The sequence below is a fragment of the Pedobacter superstes genome (genome assembly GCF_037622515.1).
Lineage (GTDB): Bacteria > Bacteroidota > Bacteroidia > Sphingobacteriales > Sphingobacteriaceae > Paradesertivirga > Paradesertivirga superstes.
Window position 1 is genome coordinate 51,257 of sequence record NZ_JBBJCN010000009.1, and the last position, 16,991, is coordinate 68,247.

At 38.0% G+C, this 16,991-nt stretch carries 10 protein-coding genes; 7 read left to right on the top strand and 3 right to left on the bottom strand.

From position 1 onward, the window contains the following. Positions 1-7: 7 nt before the first annotated feature. Positions 8-1,354, bottom strand: a complete 1,347-nt coding sequence (gene purB / locus WG906_RS17820) for an adenylosuccinate lyase (protein ID WP_339994218.1) — start codon at positions 1,352-1,354, stop codon at positions 8-10. A gap of 147 nt (positions 1,355-1,501) precedes the next feature. Here purB and WG906_RS17825 point away from each other — a divergent pair, with 147 nt between their 5' ends. The 4 genes from WG906_RS17825 to WG906_RS17840 are packed head-to-tail and all read left to right on the top strand — an operon-like array spanning position 1,502 to position 8,094. Further along, a complete protein-coding gene (locus WG906_RS17825) occupies positions 1,502-2,113 on the top strand; it encodes a TetR/AcrR family transcriptional regulator (RefSeq protein ID WP_339994219.1) in 612 nt (203 codons plus the stop codon). A gap of 11 nt (positions 2,114-2,124) precedes the next feature. After that, positions 2,125-3,528, top strand: a complete 1,404-nt coding sequence (locus WG906_RS17830; protein ID WP_339994220.1) for a TolC family protein — start codon at positions 2,125-2,127, stop codon at positions 3,526-3,528. A gap of 19 nt (positions 3,529-3,547) precedes the next feature. After that, positions 3,548-4,633: an efflux RND transporter periplasmic adaptor subunit gene (locus tag WG906_RS17835; RefSeq protein ID WP_339994221.1), complete on the top strand. Its 1,086-nt coding sequence runs from the start codon at positions 3,548-3,550 to the stop codon at positions 4,631-4,633. Between the two features lie 32 nt (positions 4,634-4,665). Further along, positions 4,666-8,094, top strand: a complete 3,429-nt coding sequence (locus WG906_RS17840) for an efflux RND transporter permease subunit (RefSeq protein WP_339994222.1) — start codon at positions 4,666-4,668, stop codon at positions 8,092-8,094. Positions 8,095-8,155: 61 nt separating this feature from the next. Here WG906_RS17840 and WG906_RS17845 read toward each other — a convergent pair whose 3' ends face one another. After that, positions 8,156-9,124: a Gfo/Idh/MocA family protein gene (locus WG906_RS17845; protein WP_339994223.1), complete on the bottom strand. Its 969-nt coding sequence runs from the start codon at positions 9,122-9,124 to the stop codon at positions 8,156-8,158. Positions 9,125-9,555: 431 nt separating this feature from the next. On the opposite strand from WG906_RS17845, the gene WG906_RS17850 reads away from it, so the two are divergent. Next, positions 9,556-10,563 (top strand): PorP/SprF family type IX secretion system membrane protein, encoded by a 1,008-nt coding sequence (locus WG906_RS17850; protein ID WP_339994224.1) that lies wholly within the window; start codon positions 9,556-9,558, stop codon positions 10,561-10,563. A 132-nt stretch (positions 10,564-10,695) separates the two neighbouring features. Continuing rightward, a complete protein-coding gene (locus tag WG906_RS17855; RefSeq protein WP_339994225.1) occupies positions 10,696-14,883 on the top strand; it encodes a PKD domain-containing protein in 4,188 nt (1,395 codons plus the stop codon). A 36-nt stretch (positions 14,884-14,919) separates the two neighbouring features. Here WG906_RS17855 and rpoN read toward each other — a convergent pair whose 3' ends face one another. Continuing rightward, entirely contained in the window at positions 14,920-16,395 is a 1,476-nt protein-coding gene (rpoN, locus tag WG906_RS17860) for an RNA polymerase factor sigma-54 (RefSeq protein ID WP_339994226.1), read from the bottom strand. A gap of 396 nt (positions 16,396-16,791) precedes the next feature. On the opposite strand from rpoN, the gene WG906_RS17865 reads away from it, so the two are divergent. Further along, on the top strand, positions 16,792-16,953 hold the full coding sequence (locus WG906_RS17865; RefSeq protein ID WP_339994277.1) for a pirin-like C-terminal cupin domain-containing protein: 162 nt from the start codon (positions 16,792-16,794) through the stop codon (positions 16,951-16,953). The last annotated feature ends 38 nt before the right edge of the window (positions 16,954-16,991 follow it).

Genomic DNA, 16,991 nt, shown 5'->3' on the forward strand with positions numbered 1-16,991 from the left:
GACTACCCTAATTTATTCCGGTGTACGAAGTTGGACTAATTCGTTTTATTTCTTCTTTTACTACATCAGAGACATCCAGCGTTTTCACGAATTCTGATATGGTAGCAGCGTTTACGTTCTGATTGGTTCTGGTAAGTTCTTTTAAGGCTTCGTACGGATTTGGATATGCTTCTCTTCGTAATATAGTTTGGATCGCTTCAGCAACTACCGCCCAGTTAGCCTCTAAATCATTTAATATTACATTTTCATTGAGTAAAAGTTTTCCTAATCCTCTCAGAGTTGATTTTATAGCAATTAAACTATGTGCAACCGGAACTCCGATGTTTCGCAGAACAGTCGAATCAGTTAAATCCCGTTGTAAACGAGAAACAGGAAGCTTGGCTGCCAGGTGTTCAAAAATGGCATTAGCTAAACCTAAGTTACCTTCGGAATTTTCGAAGTCTATCGGATTGACTTTGTGTGGCATAGCCGATGATCCAACCTCGCCCGCCTTAATTTTCTGACGGAAATAATTCATGGAGATATACGTCCACATATCACGATCTAAATCCATAATGATATTGTTGATGCGCTTTAATGCATCACACTGAGCAGCAAAGTTATCGTAATGCTCAATCTGAGTGGTGTATTGAGAGCGGTTCAAGCGCAGGGTATTATTCACAAAATTATTCGCAAAAGCCTTCCAGTCTATCTCCGGATAAGCAACAAAATGTGCGTTGAAGTTACCTGTTGCTCCACCGAATTTAGCAGAATAAGGTATGATTTTAAACTGCCCCAACTGTGCTTCCAGGCGTTCTACATATACCATTAATTCCTTCCCCAATCGTGTCGGAGATGCCGGCTGGCCGTGAGTATGTGCCAGCAAGGGGATGTCTTTCCATTCCTCTACCCGATTTTTTAAATTGGCGATTAACTCCTCTAAAGCCGGCAGATAGACTTTATCGATAGCTAGTTTAAATGAATGAGGTATAGAGGTATTATTTATGTCTTGTGAGGTAAGACCAAAGTGAATAAATTCTTTATGATCACTTAAGCTTAATTTATCGAATTCTTCCTTAATAAAGTATTCGACAGCCTTTACATCATGATTTGTAATGCTTTCAATTTCTTTAATGCGCTGAGCGTCTTCCTGTTTAAAGCTTTTGTATATTTCTCTCAGCTTAACATACTTCTCTTTTGGGAAATCTTTGAGTTGTGGCAGAGGCAGTTCACATAATGCAATAAAATATTCTATTTCAACATAAACCCTGTATTCTATTAATGCAGCTTCAGAAAAATAGTCTGCAAGTTGTTGTGTTGTTTTTCTATAACGTCCATCAATAGGGGAGATAGCATATAAGGGCGATAAGCTCATGAAATTAAAATTTTGCGCAATTTACGTTTTTAGTCACATACAGCCATAATTCAGGCAGCATTAAGTTTTTCGAATTTTCCTTATGGAAACTTTGCAATTGAAAAAAGTTTCCATAGTTTTGCAAGAGGTTTAAGGAGAAACATTTAAATGGATGTAAGGGAAAGAATATTGGCAGATGCAGATGAGCTGATTTGCACATTCGGTGTAAAGAGGATTACAATGGATGATATTGCCAGGCGGCTCGGGATTTCTAAAAAAACCATTTATCATCATTTTAAAGATAAAAATGAATTGATCTATATACTGTTTCAGAATATGCTCGAAAAGCATATGGCAGTTATGGATGCTCAAACTGCAAACGCAGGCAATGCCGTTGAGGAGGTTTTTTTGGTTGTAACACATTTGCAGGGAATGCTGTCTAAAATGAATCCTATGGTTTTTTACGATTTACAACGGTATCACCCCGAGGTATGGACATTGTTTAAAAATTTCAGGTATGCCTACATGAAAGAATGTCTCCTGAAAAATTTAAAATGGGGTGTTGAAGAGGGATTTTTCCGTAAAGAATTAAATCATGAAATCATAGCTCTTTTTAGGCTTGAACAGGTAGATATGGTTTTTAATCAGATCGTGTTCCCGCCGGGTAAGTTTATGCTCCTGGAAGTAATGACAGAAATAACAGAGCATTATTTATATGGCCTCTGCACTTTAAAGGGACATAAATTAATTAATAAGTACAAACAAATAACAGAAGAATAATAATAAGAAATATGAGATTTACACTAATTATCATACTTATAATTCTAAATTCAATAGCTGCAAAGGCTCAGGATACTTCGCCGGGAAAAACGTTCCAGTTTAACCTTCAGGAGTGCCTTGAATATGCATATAAGAATAATGATTCTTTAAAAAATGCCCAGCTTGATATTGAAAGTGCGAAATATAAAGTAAAAGAAACAATTGGAATCGGATTGCCACAGATAAGCGGCAGTGCAAGTTTCCAGGATTATCTAAAAGTACCTAAGATTCCTTTTCCAAATTTTGACTATCTCTTCCAGGAAATCCTTTACGATCAGAATGTTCAAAATACTAGCGGCAATCGCGTTGATGCTCCCACTGGAGAACAGTTTGGTTTAATAGGATTTCAACAGAAATATAACGCAAATTATGCTGTCAACGTTAATCAATTATTGTTCAACGGAACTTACCTGGTTGGTTTAAAAGCCTCAAAAACATTTAAAGAGCTAAGCGAGAAAAATTTTAACCGGACTAAAATTTCAACCACAGTTTCTGTCACAAAAGCCTATTATCAGGTTTTGGTAAGTAATGAGCAATTACGTTTACTTGATGCTAATTTAACACAGCTGAGTCAGCAGGTAAAAGAAACTACAGAGTTAAATAAGCAGGGTTTTGTTGAGAAAATAGATCTGGACAGATTAAGAGTGGTGTTTAACAATCTGACCACTGCCAGAGAAAATACCGAAAGATTGCTGGTGTTATCTGTTCAGCTGCTTAAATTTCAAATGGGAATGCCGGTAACTGAATCATTATCGGTGAAAGATAAAATAGAAAACGTGAGTCTGGATGTTGCTTCTTCGATCGCAGTAGACACATCTGCATACAAAAACAGGGTTGAATACAGCTTGTTAGAAACTCAGGCGAGGTTAAACAAACTGGATCTGCAGAGAATCAAATCACAAGCATTACCCTCACTTGCGGCTTTCGGTAGTACGGGAAGTTCTTACCAGTCGAGCTCTTTTAATAATTTGTTTGACATGAGTTTGCCTTCGGTATATGTTGGCCTTCAGTTAAATGTTCCAATATTCTCGGGATTTCAGCGGGTAAATCAGATAAAGCAGGCCCGGATAGCACTGCAAAAGACCAATAATGTGTTGAATGTTGCTAAAAATGGCTTCCTGCTTCAGCAGGAACAAGCCCGTATAACTTATCAGAATAGCATTAAATCATTAAATAACCAGAAAGCGAATATGGATCTGGCCAGGGAAGTTTTACGAGTATCTAAAATTAAGTATCAGGAAGGTGTTGGTTCCAGCATTGAAGTTACTCAGGCTCAAACAGAGCTTGAAACTTCAGAGAACAATTATATCCAGGCTTTATATAACGCACTTGTAAGTAAAGTTGATCTGGACAATGCTTACGGACGTATTAAATAACCTTATCATCAAAAATAAAATGAAAAAAATAATCTATCTGGCAGTAATTTTAATATTAGCTGCCTGTGCCAAGCCAAAAGATAAAAAGGCAGAGCTGGAAAATTTAAAGAAAGAGCGTAATGAGTTAAACACTAAAATTGCAGCACTCGAGAAAGAAGTAGGCACTCATACTGTTCAGGAAGTCGCTGAAGTTTCTGTTATAGAGATCATTCCATCATCTTTCAGGAATTACCTTGAGGTACAGGGAAAAGTAGATGCGGAAGAAAACGTACAGGTTAATCCGGAAGCACCCGGGGTAATTACGGGAATTTATGTATCACCGGGCCAAAGAGTGGGCCGCGGCCAGGTATTGGCTCAATTGGATGATAAAGTTTTGCGTCAGAATATCGCTCAGTTGCAAACTCAATTAGAGCTGGCCAACTCATTATATCGCCGCCAGAAAAATCTTTGGGATCAAAAGATTGGTACCGAAGTTCAATTTCTAACTGCTAAAAGTCAGAAAGAAGGCCTCGAACGGCAAATGGGGGTATTAAGATCTCAACAGTCGATGTATAAAATCAAATCTCCTATCTCAGGCACGGTTGATAAAATGGACCTTAAATTAGGTCAGGCAGTATCTCCCGGAATGCCTGGAGTTACTGTAGTCAATACCAATAACTTAAAGGTGGAAGCGGATGTTGCAGAATCTTATGCGGGACGTGTAAATCAGGGTGATGAGGTTGAAGTAATTTTACCTGATGTGCCAGATAGTTTAAAAACGAGAGTGACTTTTGCTTCAAGAGTTATCGATCCGGTTTCCAGAAGTTTTAATGTTGAAGTAAAACTTCCCGGAAGAAATGTATACCGCCCGAACATGCTTGCAGTACTGCGTATTGTCGATTATAAGATCGAGAATGCGATTACTGTCCCGATAAATGCGATTCAAAAATCAGAAACTGCTGATTATGTTTTTGTGGCTGAAAAAGGTAGAGCTAAACGTGTAAATGTCAGAACCGGTAAAGTTTCTGAAGGTAAGGCTGAAATCTTATTGGGTCTAAAAGCTGGAGACAAAGTTATTGTGAGTGGTATGCAGGAATTGAATGAAGGGGAAGCTGTTAAATTTTAATCAGTCTTACATTATCACAAAAAGACAAACAAATGAAAGACGCTAACAAAGAATTTGGCCCCTCGAGTTGGGCTATAGATAATAAGACGGCCATATATGTTTTGGTTGTTATTTTAACTCTTATGGGATATTCTGCTTATCAGAATTTGCCTAAAGAGAACTTTCCGGAGGTTATTATCCCTAAAATATTTGTTACCACAGTTTATCCCGGAACATCTCCGGCGAATATGGAGAACCTGGTGACCAAGCAGATTGAGAAGGAGCTTAAATCAACCAAAGGATTAAAGAAAATCACCTCAAATTCCTATCAGGATTTTTCAATTATTACCGCTGAGTTTAATACTAATGTGGAAATAAGAGATGCCAAGCAATTGGTTAAGGATGCGGTGGATAAAGCTGAATTGCCAAACGATCTGCCTAATGAACCATCTGTGCAGGATATTAACCTGGCAGATTTGCCAATTATGTATGTGAACATTTCGGGTGATTATGATTTAAAACGCCTGAAAGAATACGCGGATGATTTACAGGATAGAATTGAAGGATTAAAAGAGATTTCAGGGGTTGATATTGTTGGTGCTCTTGACCCTGAAGTCCAGATAAATGTAGATTTAAATAAGATGGCTGCAGCTCAAATATCTTTTATGGACATTGAAAGAGCAGTAGGATCCGAAAATCTTACCATTTCCGGAGGCACAGTGAAAATGGACGGAGTAAGGCGTACCATTAATATTAAAAATGAATTTAAAAGTGCTGCTGAGATTTCAAACCTGGTCATACAATCTCCTGTCGGAGCCTCAATCTATTTAAGGGATATAGCTGAAATAAAAGACTCATTTAAAGAGCAGGAAAGCTATGCCCGTTTATACGGAAAGAACGTTATTACCTTAAATGTTAAAAAACGCAGCGGAGAAAACCTTATTGAAGCTTCAGACAAGATCAATGCCCTTATTGAGGACATGAAGGGTAAAGAACTTCCTTCAAATCTTAATATTACAGTAACCGGAGATCAGTCAGATCAGACACGTGTTACTTTGCACGATTTGATTAATACGATCATCATCGGGTTCATATTGGTGACCGTGATCCTCATGTTTTTCATGGGAGTAACAAATGCCTTATTTGTAGCCCTTTCTGTTCCTTTATCGATGTTTGTGGCGTTTTTAACCATGCCCATGTTAGGTGCGGTTTTTGGCTTCAGTTTTACCATGAACATGATTGTACTTTTCTCTTTCCTTCTGGGACTGGGGATTGTGGTAGATGATGCTATTGTTGTAATTGAAAACACACACCGGATTTTCGATAATGGTAAAGTCCCCATTGTTAAAGCTGCTAAAATTGCTGCCGGGGAGGTGTTTTTACCCGTTCTTTCAGGAACATTGACAACCTTGGCGCCTTTTATACCGCTGTTATTCTGGCCTGGAATTATTGGTGAATTTATGTTTTTCCTGCCCATAACCCTCATCATTACATTACTGGCATCTTTGGTTGTGGCCTACATTATAAACCCTGTTTTTGCGGTAGATTTTATGCATCCGCATGATGAGAATTCGCATATAAAGCCAACGTTCGATAGAAGCACCAAGAGAACAATGTGGATTTTTGGCGGACTTGCAATTGTAGCTTATCTTATCAATTTCGGATTTGGGAATTTTATAGTGGTTATTGCATTGCTATACCTTTTGAATCATTTCTACCTTACCTCGGCTATAGAAAAGTTTCAGAAGAAAATATGGCCTGCCTTTCAGGATAAGTATGTAAGACTTTTGGCATGGGCTTTAGACAGACCAAGAGCAATGCTTTTATGGACAGTCGGGTTACTCTTTTTTACAATCGGGCTAATGTTCGTGGTACCTCCGAAAGTGGTTTTTTTTCCGACAGCCGATCCGAATTTTGCCTTTGTATATGTCGCACTGCCTATTGGTACTGATCAGGAATATACAAATGAAGTAGTGAAAAAAGTTGAAGAACAGGTTACGAAAGCCGTAGGTGGCAAAAGTAATCCGGATGTTTCATCTATTATATCCAATGTGACAATTGGCGTAACAGATCCGCAGGATGAGGATCAGGGAAATTATCCAAATAAAGGAAAAGTAACCGTAGCTTTTGTTGAATTTGGTAAAAGAGTGGGAGAGCCAACGGTAAACTACCTCGATAAAATTCGTAAAGCAGTAAAAGGAATACCCGGAGCAGAGATTTCTGTTGCGCAGGAGCAAGGGGGCCCTCCAACAGCAAAACCTATCAGCATCGAAATTACAGGCGACAATTTAGATTCATTGATAAGAGCTTCAGAGCATTTGAAGAAATATATTGAGTCTAAACAAATTGCAGGAATCGAAGAGCTTAAATCCGACTTCCAGAACAATAAGCCTGAAATTATATTTGATGTTGACAGAGAACGTGCTAATCGTGAAGGAATTTCGACGGGCCAGATAGGCGGGGATCTCCGGACAGCAATATTCGGAAAAGAGGTTTCCAAGTTTCGCGATGCTAATGAGGATTATGAAATTAACGTTAGGGCGCAGGAAGATCAGCGAAATAACCTGGAGGCTATAAGAAACATGAAGGTTACCTACCGTGACATGGCCATGGGTGGTATTATCCGTCAGGTGCCATTGTCATCTTTTGCTAAAATCGATTATGTAAATACTTATGGTGGCATTAAGCGTAAACAGGAGAAACGGATAATCATTTTGTCATCCAATGTTTTGGGCGAATACAATCCTAATGAAGTAGTGGCCAGTATTCAGTCTGAAATCGATCAGTTTAAAACGCCTGATGGTATAAGTATAAAAATGACCGGTGAGCAGGAAGAGCAAATGGAAACAGCTGCATTTTTAGGAGGTGCATTGCTTTCCGCCCTGGGCTTAATCATGATTATTTTAGTAACTCAATTTAATTCGGTGAGTAAACCCTTAATTATATTGAGCGAAATCTTATTCAGTATTATCGGTGTTCTGTTAGGGATTACACTTTTTAGAATGGAAATGTCTATCGTTATGTCTGGTATCGGTATAGTTGCCCTTGCGGGAATTGTGGTCCGAAACGGGATATTGCTGGTAGAGTTCACTGAGTTAATGATCGAACAGGGAATGACTGTTCGCGAATCGGTCATTGAGGCCGGAAGAACCCGGATGACTCCTGTACTTCTTACCGCAACTGCTACAATGCTGGGTTTAATTCCACTGGCTGTAGGATTAAATATTGATTTTGCCAAGCTTTTAAATGAGGGCAATCCCCATCTTTATTTTGGAGGGGACAACGTGGCTTTCTGGGGGCCGCTTTCATGGACAATGATATTTGGATTAGCATTCGCTACATTCCTGACATTGATTTTGGTTCCATGTATGTATTTACTGGCAGATATTAATTCAAAACGTACCAAAGGCTGGTTTAAGAAGATATTCAGCTCCAAAAAGGAAGTGAAATATCTGCCTGTTGAGGTAGAGTCTGAAAGATAATCAAATACTTTTATGAGAAAAGGCTCTGTAATTTTTTATAGAGCCTTTTCTTGTTTTTAGTTTACCTCTTTGTGAATATGTCCATAATGCGTGTAACTTTAGCGCCTTCTCCTGGATCACATGGATTTAAATCGGTTTCTCCGCAAAAATATTTTACAACCTCTTCGATCATGGGTTGCTGGATATGCTGCGGATGTATAAAGTCAAATGTTTTCGCTTCTCCGTCTTTGATGAATTGGCAGAAATTTCCGTGAAAGGGAAATACTACTTTGCCTTTTGAACCCACAATTTCGCAAAGATCTTTAGTTTCAGAATGAGGGACATTAAAGCACCAGAGCCCTTTACAAATAATATTGTTTTTAAAAGTCAGTTCGCCCGACACAATATCATCGGCCTGACTATGTTTTGCCTGATTTGCAGAATACCCGGAAACTTGTACAGGATCACCGAAGAAATAAAGCATTAAATCGATATGGTGGGGGGCCATGTCGTGAAACAGACCACCACCAGAGACTGATGGATCTGTTCGCCAATTTACTTCAGAATTTGCTACTAAGTTTGATTGTGCCGGTTGTAAAAACTGTATCTGCACAAAACGGACATCGCCTATTTCTGAAATCAGCTCTTTTACTTTTTGAAACATAGGTAAAGCCCTTCTATAATGCGCAACTGTAAGTTTTGCATCGTTTTTTTCGGAAGCCTCGATCATACTTAAACACCCATTTTCAGAAAGTGCCATTGGCTTTTCTACATAAACAGGTTTTCCGGCCCTTAACGATGCTAATGTATATTCCTCGTGAAAAGCAGGAGGGGTGGCTATATAGATAGCGTTCACATCAGCATCATTAATTAAATCTTCAGCATTCGAATAGAATTTTGGCACATTATGGCGCTTTGCATAATCCTGAGCTTTTGCTGCATCACGTCTCATAACAGCCACCAGGGTTGAATCAGCTATTTTATTAAATGCCGGACCGCTTTTAATTTCAGTTACGTCGCCGCATCCTATAATTCCCCATTTTAATTTCATTATTTAATTTTTAAACAAAGATATATTTTATAGCCATTCTTACTATTGAATAGGTTTAGCGGGTGGCGAAATTATTAAAGCGCGTAACAGAGCAAACGCGTTAGTAGTGACTTCATGTTGATCCTACCTTCCAATCAAATTGCTTTCTGTAAACCTTGAGTCGGTAATAAATCTCTATTTAGAATCCGATTGTTTCCGTTTTTTTTATATATTTAATGCAAAGATTTAATCGCTGAAGTCGTGGTTTTCCCAGGTTAATCTTAGCTTTTCATCATGTTTTTTTAAATCTATTTTAATTATAAACTGGTTATAGAATTTAAATAGGCTCAAATATTAAGGAGTTTATATCAACATTACTAACATTAATAAACGTTTACTAAAATAAAATAATTTTCAACTCTGCATCTTGTTATAAATCTATTTTAAACCAATTGAAGAATTTATATTTTATTTTTTTTCTTTTAGTAAGTCATGCGGGTTACTCTCAGCAGAGGCCGCAGTATACCCAATATATATTCAATAATTATCTCATAAATCCTGCAATAACAGGCATTGAAAATTACATTGATCTAAAGGCCGGATACCGTACGCAATGGACAGGTTTGGAGGGAGCACCTGTCACCAATTATATTTCTATAAATGCTCCTTTAGGAAAGAATTTTTTAACTGGTGATGCAAATTCTTTTGGCGGACAGGAAGATAATCCGATGAGCCGGAGCTATCTTCAAAATTACATGGCTGCAGAGCCGCATCATGGGATTGGAATGCACGCTGTGATTGATAAAGCTGGTCCTATAAACCGCCTGGATATAAATGCTACTTATGCTTATCATTTAGGTTTGACCGATAAACTAAATATAGCCGTCGGGCTTGCGGTGGGAGTTTCAAAAGTGAATCTGGACTTCTCTAAAATATTGCTGGAAAATAATATAGATCCGGCAATTGTAGCTTCCGAAACTGAAAGTTTAAAACCTGATCTTGGCGCAGGGATTTGGATCTATGGCCCCCGATATTTTGTCGGCTTTAGTGCGCAGCAATTATTGGGTCAAAGCCTGAGTTTTACAAATGATAATAGGTATAACCAGGGCAAAGCTGTTCCTCATTATTTTTTCACGGCTGGATACAAAGTATTTATAGCAGAGGATATTGCAGCAGTGCCTTCAATAATGATAAAAAGAGTGTCTCCAGCACCAAATAGCTATGACGCTAACCTGAAGCTGGCTTTCCGTGATAAATTTTGGTTAGGTGGCAGTTATCGCCATAATGATTCTTTTTCGGCTTTAGCCGGCTTCAATGTGAGCTATTTATTTAATCTTAGTTATTCATACGATTTTACGACATCAGATTTAGGAAATGTAAGTAACGGTACCCATGAAATTGTACTCGGACTTCTTTTAAACAATCGGTATAGAGTTACTTGTCCGCAGAGAAACTGGTGATAAATTTTGAATTTATTTTAACTTAACACTTGTATTTTTTCATCGGTTTATTGATGAGCTAGACCAGATAGTACCTAACCAATAGTTCATAATGCTGTTTTTTTTAATTTAAGATGTTTTTGAACAATAGAGATGTTTCTTAGAAGGCAATTAACACTGTTATTTTTCTTTTTTTTTCTAAGCAGTTTAAACCAATTTGCTTTTTCTCAAAGCAATTCAAATAAGGGAACTGATTTCTGGGTCACTTATACGGGACATATTGATGGTGGTACAGGTGCAAATAGGTCGCGATTAACACTTTTTATTACCTCCGAAACTAACGCAATTGTAAACATTAATGCCGGCGGAGTGCAACTTACACCAATTAGTTTATTAGCTAATCAGGCTCAGGCAATCGTGTTAGATCCTTCTATTTACACCAATATTTATATAGGAAGTAATAACGTAATAGAAGCAAATAAGGGAATTCATGTTTCATCAGATAATCCTATCGTTGTTTATTCTCATATTTCGCGAAATGCACGATCCGCTGCTACTTTGATTTTCCCGACTAAAGCTCTCGGTAATGAATATTATTCCATAAACTATAATCAGAGCAACGGCAATTTTTCAGAATTTACATTAGTAGGGGTAGAAGATAATACTCAGATAGAAATTACACCAAAACAAGCAAATGTCGGAAATGTCCGCCCGGCTGACGTTCCTTTTCAGATAACCTTAAACAAAGGCGATGTTTATCAGTATCAATCTTCAACAGATTTAACAGGTTCACTAATTCGAACATTAAATGGTTGCAGACCCCTTGCGGTATTCTCGGGAAGTAGCTTTACCGCGTTTTGTGAAGATAACAGTACAAGAAATCCCGGTAGCGGTGATAATCTTTACCAACAATTATTGCCCATTTCTGCATGGGGAAAGAAGTTTGTCTCGGCCCCGTTTTATAATACAGTTAATGGGAATACCGACATTTATCGGATAATTGTTTCTAAAGACAATACAACTATAAAGGTAAATAACTCGACAACCAGTGCTAATGGCACTCCTTTATCCAATCCATATGCAAAAGGAAGTATTGTAACATTTTTCAGCAATTCCTCAAACGTTGTTGAGGCCGATAACCCTATTAGCTTAACGCAATTTCAAACCACTCAGGCATGTAATTTAAATAATGTAGGCAACAGTCCCACATATCCTGGAGACCCGGAAATGACTGTACTTAATCCTATTGAACAAACATTGACAGATGTTATTTTATATTCGGCTGTCTCTACTACAGCTGCGCCGACCAACATTACAAAACATTATATTAATATTATCATTAAAACTGCCGATGCACCTACATTGAAGATTGACGGCATGACCTTCCCTTTATCTCAATTCGTCCCTGTTAACTCAGAATACAGTTATCTTATTCATGATGTTACAGCAAGCTCTCTTATAAATCCCACCCATCGTGTAACAGCAGGCGGAGGATTTGTTGCCATTGCTTATGGATATGGAAATGTAGAATCTTATGCCTATTTAGCAGGATCTGATTTAAAAAACCTTAATCAATTTATTCAGGTAGAAAATCCCGTTACCCAGCAACTTCTTAGCAATGGCTGCGTTAACCAACCTTATAATGTGAGTTTGGTTCTACCTTATATCACAAATTCTTTATCCTGGGATTTAGGCAATGGAATATCCCGCTCATATACAAACCCTGCTTATACAACGGTAACTTCAAATGGAGTGCAGGCATATAGTTATCAGTATCCGGAGACGGCAGAAGCTGTATATACAAGTTCAGGAAAAAAAACTTTATCCACAACATCCATAAATCCAGCTCCGGCGGGCTGTGATGCCACAGAAACCATAAAGCTTTTTCTGGACATTTATGATCTTCCTATAGCGCAATTTTCTATGGATAAGCCCACCGTTTGTTTGGGAACAGCCATAACATTAAATGATAACAGTACCGGAAGTGGTATTAAAAAGTGGAATTGGGATTTTGGTGATGGAATTACAGAAAGCAGGCTAACTTCTGTTCCATTTACTCATGTATATACTAATGCAGGTGATTATGGCGTAAAGTTGGTCGTAGAATCTGATATGAATTGTTCATCCCTCGTTTTTTCACAGGATGTTCATATTTCTCAGAATCCATCTGCTGACTTTATTTTTTCGAATATATTCTGCGAGAATCAACCGGTTACTTTTACTGATAAGTCTTTGTCTGCTGAAGGAAATATCATTAAATGGACATGGGATTTTGATGGAGTAATACAGTCCAGAACTTCAGCAAATGCCTTTCAATATGTATTTAATAGTGTAGGGACTAAAAAGCTGAGATTACAGGTAAGTACAGATCTTGGATGCGTAAGCGATTGGAAAGAATATGCCATTTTGATTAGGCCTAAACCACTGGTTGATTTTAATATTCCTGATTTTTGCTTAAATGATGCGGTCGCGAATTTTACAAATACTTCAACTATCGCTGACGGCACAGAAAGTCAGTTTAGTTATAAATGGAATTTTGGTGAACCTGTTTCAGGTACAGCAAATACTTCAATCAACAAAAATGGTTCTCACATATATCAATCATCGGGAGATTATCTTGTCTCCCTGACTGTTACCTCTAATTCGGGATGTGACACGACGCTGGTAAAGCCTTTTACAGTAAATGGAAGTATTCCGAAAGCTGATTTTATAGTTCCGAATGAAAATAATTTATGCAGCAATCAGGCTGTGGTGTTTGAAGACAAGGCATCGGTTGATTTTGGCCAGATTACCAGGATAGAATGGGATTTTGATGTCAATTCAACGGATCCGAATACCAAGCTAGTGGACAATTCCCCAAATCTCCGAAGCTCACAATCAAAGTTGTATACTTATTTATACCCTTCTTTTAATAGTCCCGTAAACATAAATAAAACGATTCGAATGAAGGCATATTCGGGAGGATCATGCGTTGATAGTTTAGATAAAGTCATCACGTTAAAAGCAGTTCCGCGTGCTGACTTTGAACTGAAGGAGCAATGCCTGCCAGATGGTGTTGCCACTTTTTTAGATAAATCACTCAAAGCATCAGGCAATTTAAGTTATAAATGGGATTTTGGCGATCAAAACTCTAATTCTCAAACATCCAATACTTCGGCTCAGCAAAATCCCCGGCATCAATATAGTCAGGCGGGAATCTATCTGGTTACGTTAATTACTTTCGGTGAAGAAGGTTGTGCGGATACTATTAAAAAAACTGTTGAAATTCTAGGAAGCATGCCAGTAGCCGATTTTAATGTTCTGAACGGCAATACCATTTGCAGTTCGGAGCCGGTTACATTCGAAGATCAGACCACACTTGCTTTTGGAGAGGTTACGAAAATTGAATGGCAATTTGATGCCAATAATCATCCCAACGATCCTCAATTTTCTTTGATAGATAATAGCCCGAATATTCGAAACGGCCCCATGAAGAAGTATGTTTTTCAGTATCCTATATTTCATTCTCCCGCTACTCAACTGGTTGAAATTAAAATGCTAGCCTATTCAGGAACAACCTGTGTAGCAGAAATTAAAAAGCAGATAACCTTAAAAGCTGTACCCGAAGTTGTTTTTAAGCCCATCACTGCTCTCTGTGAAAACGCTTCGCCTTATCAGATCATCGAAACAGACGAGTTACATGGTTTTACTGGAATTGGAGTATATTCTGGCAATGCAGTGTCTGCAACGGGTTTATTTAATCCACGGCTGGCGGGCAAAGGTACCCACATCATTAACTATTCTTTTAGCGCATCTAATAATTGTACTGATACAAAAACTCAAACGATAACTGTTTTTGAGGCCCCCACGGTTAATGCGGGCGAAGATTTAAGAGTATTACAGGGTAGCGGGGTACAGGTAAATGCTTATGCAACGGGTGTTAATCTCAGCTACATCTGGTCGCCAGCTATTGGCTTAAGCAGAACCGATATTGCAAATCCGGTTGCTTCACCCTCAGACGATGTCACATATACACTAACTGTTACAACAAGTGAAGGTTGCAGCGTTTCTGACGAGGTATTTATTAAGGTTTTAAAACCGCTGGAAATCCCTAATACATTTACTCCCAATTCGGACGGTGTAAATGATGTCTGGAATATAAAATATTTAGAAAATTATCCGGGTTGTACCGTCGATATTTTTAATCGGTACGGAACGAAGGTTTTCAGTACCCTTGGATATTCACAAGTATGGGATGGCAAATCAAACGGGACTGATCTGCCTGTCGGAACATATTATTATGTCATAAATCCTCAAAACGGCAGAAAGGTTGTTAAAGGATCTATTACGCTTTTGAGATAAAATTCAGCTATTTGCAAAAGGAAAATAGTTGAACTCTTATAATTCCCGTCTTAATCGTGCTACCGGAATATTCATTGCTTCCCTATATTTTGCAACGGTTCTTCGGGCAATATTGTAGCCTTTTTCTTTGAGAATTTCGGTAAGCTTTTCATCAGCAAGCGGGTGTTGTTTATCTTCATTGCCGATACATTCTTCCAAAATTTTCTTTACTTCTTTGTTAGAAACCTCTTCACCGCTTTCCATCTGGATTGCTTCAGAAAAGAATGATTTTAAAAGAAATGTTCCGAATTCTGTCTGCACATATTTTGAGTTGGCCACACGAGACACTGTTGAAATATCCATTCCGATTTTATCCGCAATATCTTTTAAAATCATGGGCCTTAAATTACGTTCATCACCGGTGAGGAAATACTCGTATTGATACTGCATAATTGCATTCATCGTTTTAAGCAATGTTTGCTGTCTTTGTTTGATGGCATCAATAAACCATCGGGCCGAATCCAGTTTCTGTTTTACAAACTGAACGGCTTCCTTAAGCTTTTTATCTTTTTGCGAAGCTTTATCGTAATGCTCAAACATTTCTTTGTAAGAACGGCTGACACGCAGTTCGGGCGCGTTTTGAGAGTTTAGCGTTAAGATGAGCGTTCCTTCATTATTAGCAATATGAAAATCAGGGATAACCTGTAACTGTTTGTTATTCGTTTCGCCTGCATCACCGGGTTTAGGATTCAGTTTTAGAATTTCAGAAATAACCTCTCTGAGTTCTACAGAATCCATATTTAAAGAACGCTCAAGCTTATCATAATGCTTGCGGGTAAATTCATCCAGATGATTTTCAACAACTTTAATTGCTTTTTGTACAACCGGGCTTTGTTCTTTTTTTCTTAGTTGTATAAGTAAACATTCTCTTAAATCGCGCGCAGCAACTCCAGCTGGTTCAAAAGATTGAATGAGTTTAAGCATATCCTCAACTTCATCTTCTTCGGCCATAACATTCTGAGAAAAAGCCAGATCATCCAGTAGGGAGGGGACAGAGCGCCTTAAATAGCCATCATCGTCCAGGCTACCAATTATCTGCTGGCCAATTAAAAAATTCTTATCAGAGATCGGGGCTAAATCGAGCTGCTGATGAAGGGTTTCATAAAAGGAAGACTGAACAGCAATGGGCATTTCCTTTCGCTCTTCTTCATCTTCTCCATTTTGGTCGTATTTTGAACTATAATCGTTTAAATTATCTTCCTGAATATAATCTTCAACATTGAACTCATCAAACTCATCGCCGCTTTTTTCTTCACCATCATAATCTCCGCTATCAGGGTCCTTATCAGGATATTCCTCTACCGGATCATTCAAGTTTACCAAACTAAGATCTTCAAGTGCCGGGTTCTCTTCAAGCTCTTCTTTTATCCTGGCATCTAAGCCTACAGTGGGAATCTGAAGTAATTTGATAAACTGTATCTGCTGAGGAGATAGCTTTTGAAGTAATTTCTGTTGTAAGTTTTGTCTTAGCATATATCAAGAGCCCCAAAATTACTAAATAACATTATTAAAAGGGGGAATATTAGCCTTTCTGCTTAAAAAAGCTACGAGGGTAACGCTTTTTTGGTCTAAAAGATTTTATTATTTTTTTGGAAAAACGCCTCGTTTTCCTATTCTATTCATTTATAGACGATTATTTTATCGAAAAAGCTTTATTTAATGCGCTCAAAACAATTTTAAAACTGCTTAATTTAGTAAATATGAGAACTGTTGAAAAGATTCGATGAGGGGTGAGGACAAATGGTAAACCGGCTTTTTGAGCAGGATATTTTTGCGGCCATGATTTAGAATGAGAGAAAAACCAGGAGCGATTCTGAAGCAAATGCCTTACATTTAGTTGAATTTAATAATAATGGTTCCGATTTAACTATTGAGGCTTTAGAAGATAGCACCTTATTGTTGGGTCATTCCAAACCTATAAAAGAGCCGGTTGTTGCTCAGGGACCTTTTGTAATGAATTCTCAGGAAGAAATAAATCAGGCTTATGAGATTATCGCGTGTGTAAATTCTGAAGCTGGCAAGTTATGTTAGCTAAGATGTGCAGATATTTATTTAAGGTATCCTGTTAA

Bases quoted from the DNA above. Each gene is read 5' to 3' on its own strand.
- purB (WP_339994218.1), bottom strand. From the start codon at position 1,354: ATGAGCTTATCGCCCTTATATGCTATCTCCCCTATTGATGGACGTTAT.
- rpoN (WP_339994226.1), bottom strand. From the start codon at position 16,395: ATGCTAAGACAAAACTTACAACAGAAATTACTTCAAAAGCTATCTCCT.
- WG906_RS17840 (WP_339994222.1), top strand. From the start codon at position 4,666: ATGAAAGACGCTAACAAAGAATTTGGCCCCTCGAGTTGGGCTATAGAT.
- WG906_RS17825 (WP_339994219.1), top strand. From the start codon at position 1,502: ATGGATGTAAGGGAAAGAATATTGGCAGATGCAGATGAGCTGATTTGC.
- WG906_RS17845 (WP_339994223.1), bottom strand. From the start codon at position 9,124: ATGAAATTAAAATGGGGAATTATAGGATGCGGCGACGTAACTGAAATT.
- WG906_RS17855 (WP_339994225.1), top strand. From the start codon at position 10,696: ATGTTTCTTAGAAGGCAATTAACACTGTTATTTTTCTTTTTTTTTCTA.
- WG906_RS17835 (WP_339994221.1), top strand. From the start codon at position 3,548: ATGAAAAAAATAATCTATCTGGCAGTAATTTTAATATTAGCTGCCTGT.
- WG906_RS17830 (WP_339994220.1), top strand. From the start codon at position 2,125: ATGAGATTTACACTAATTATCATACTTATAATTCTAAATTCAATAGCT.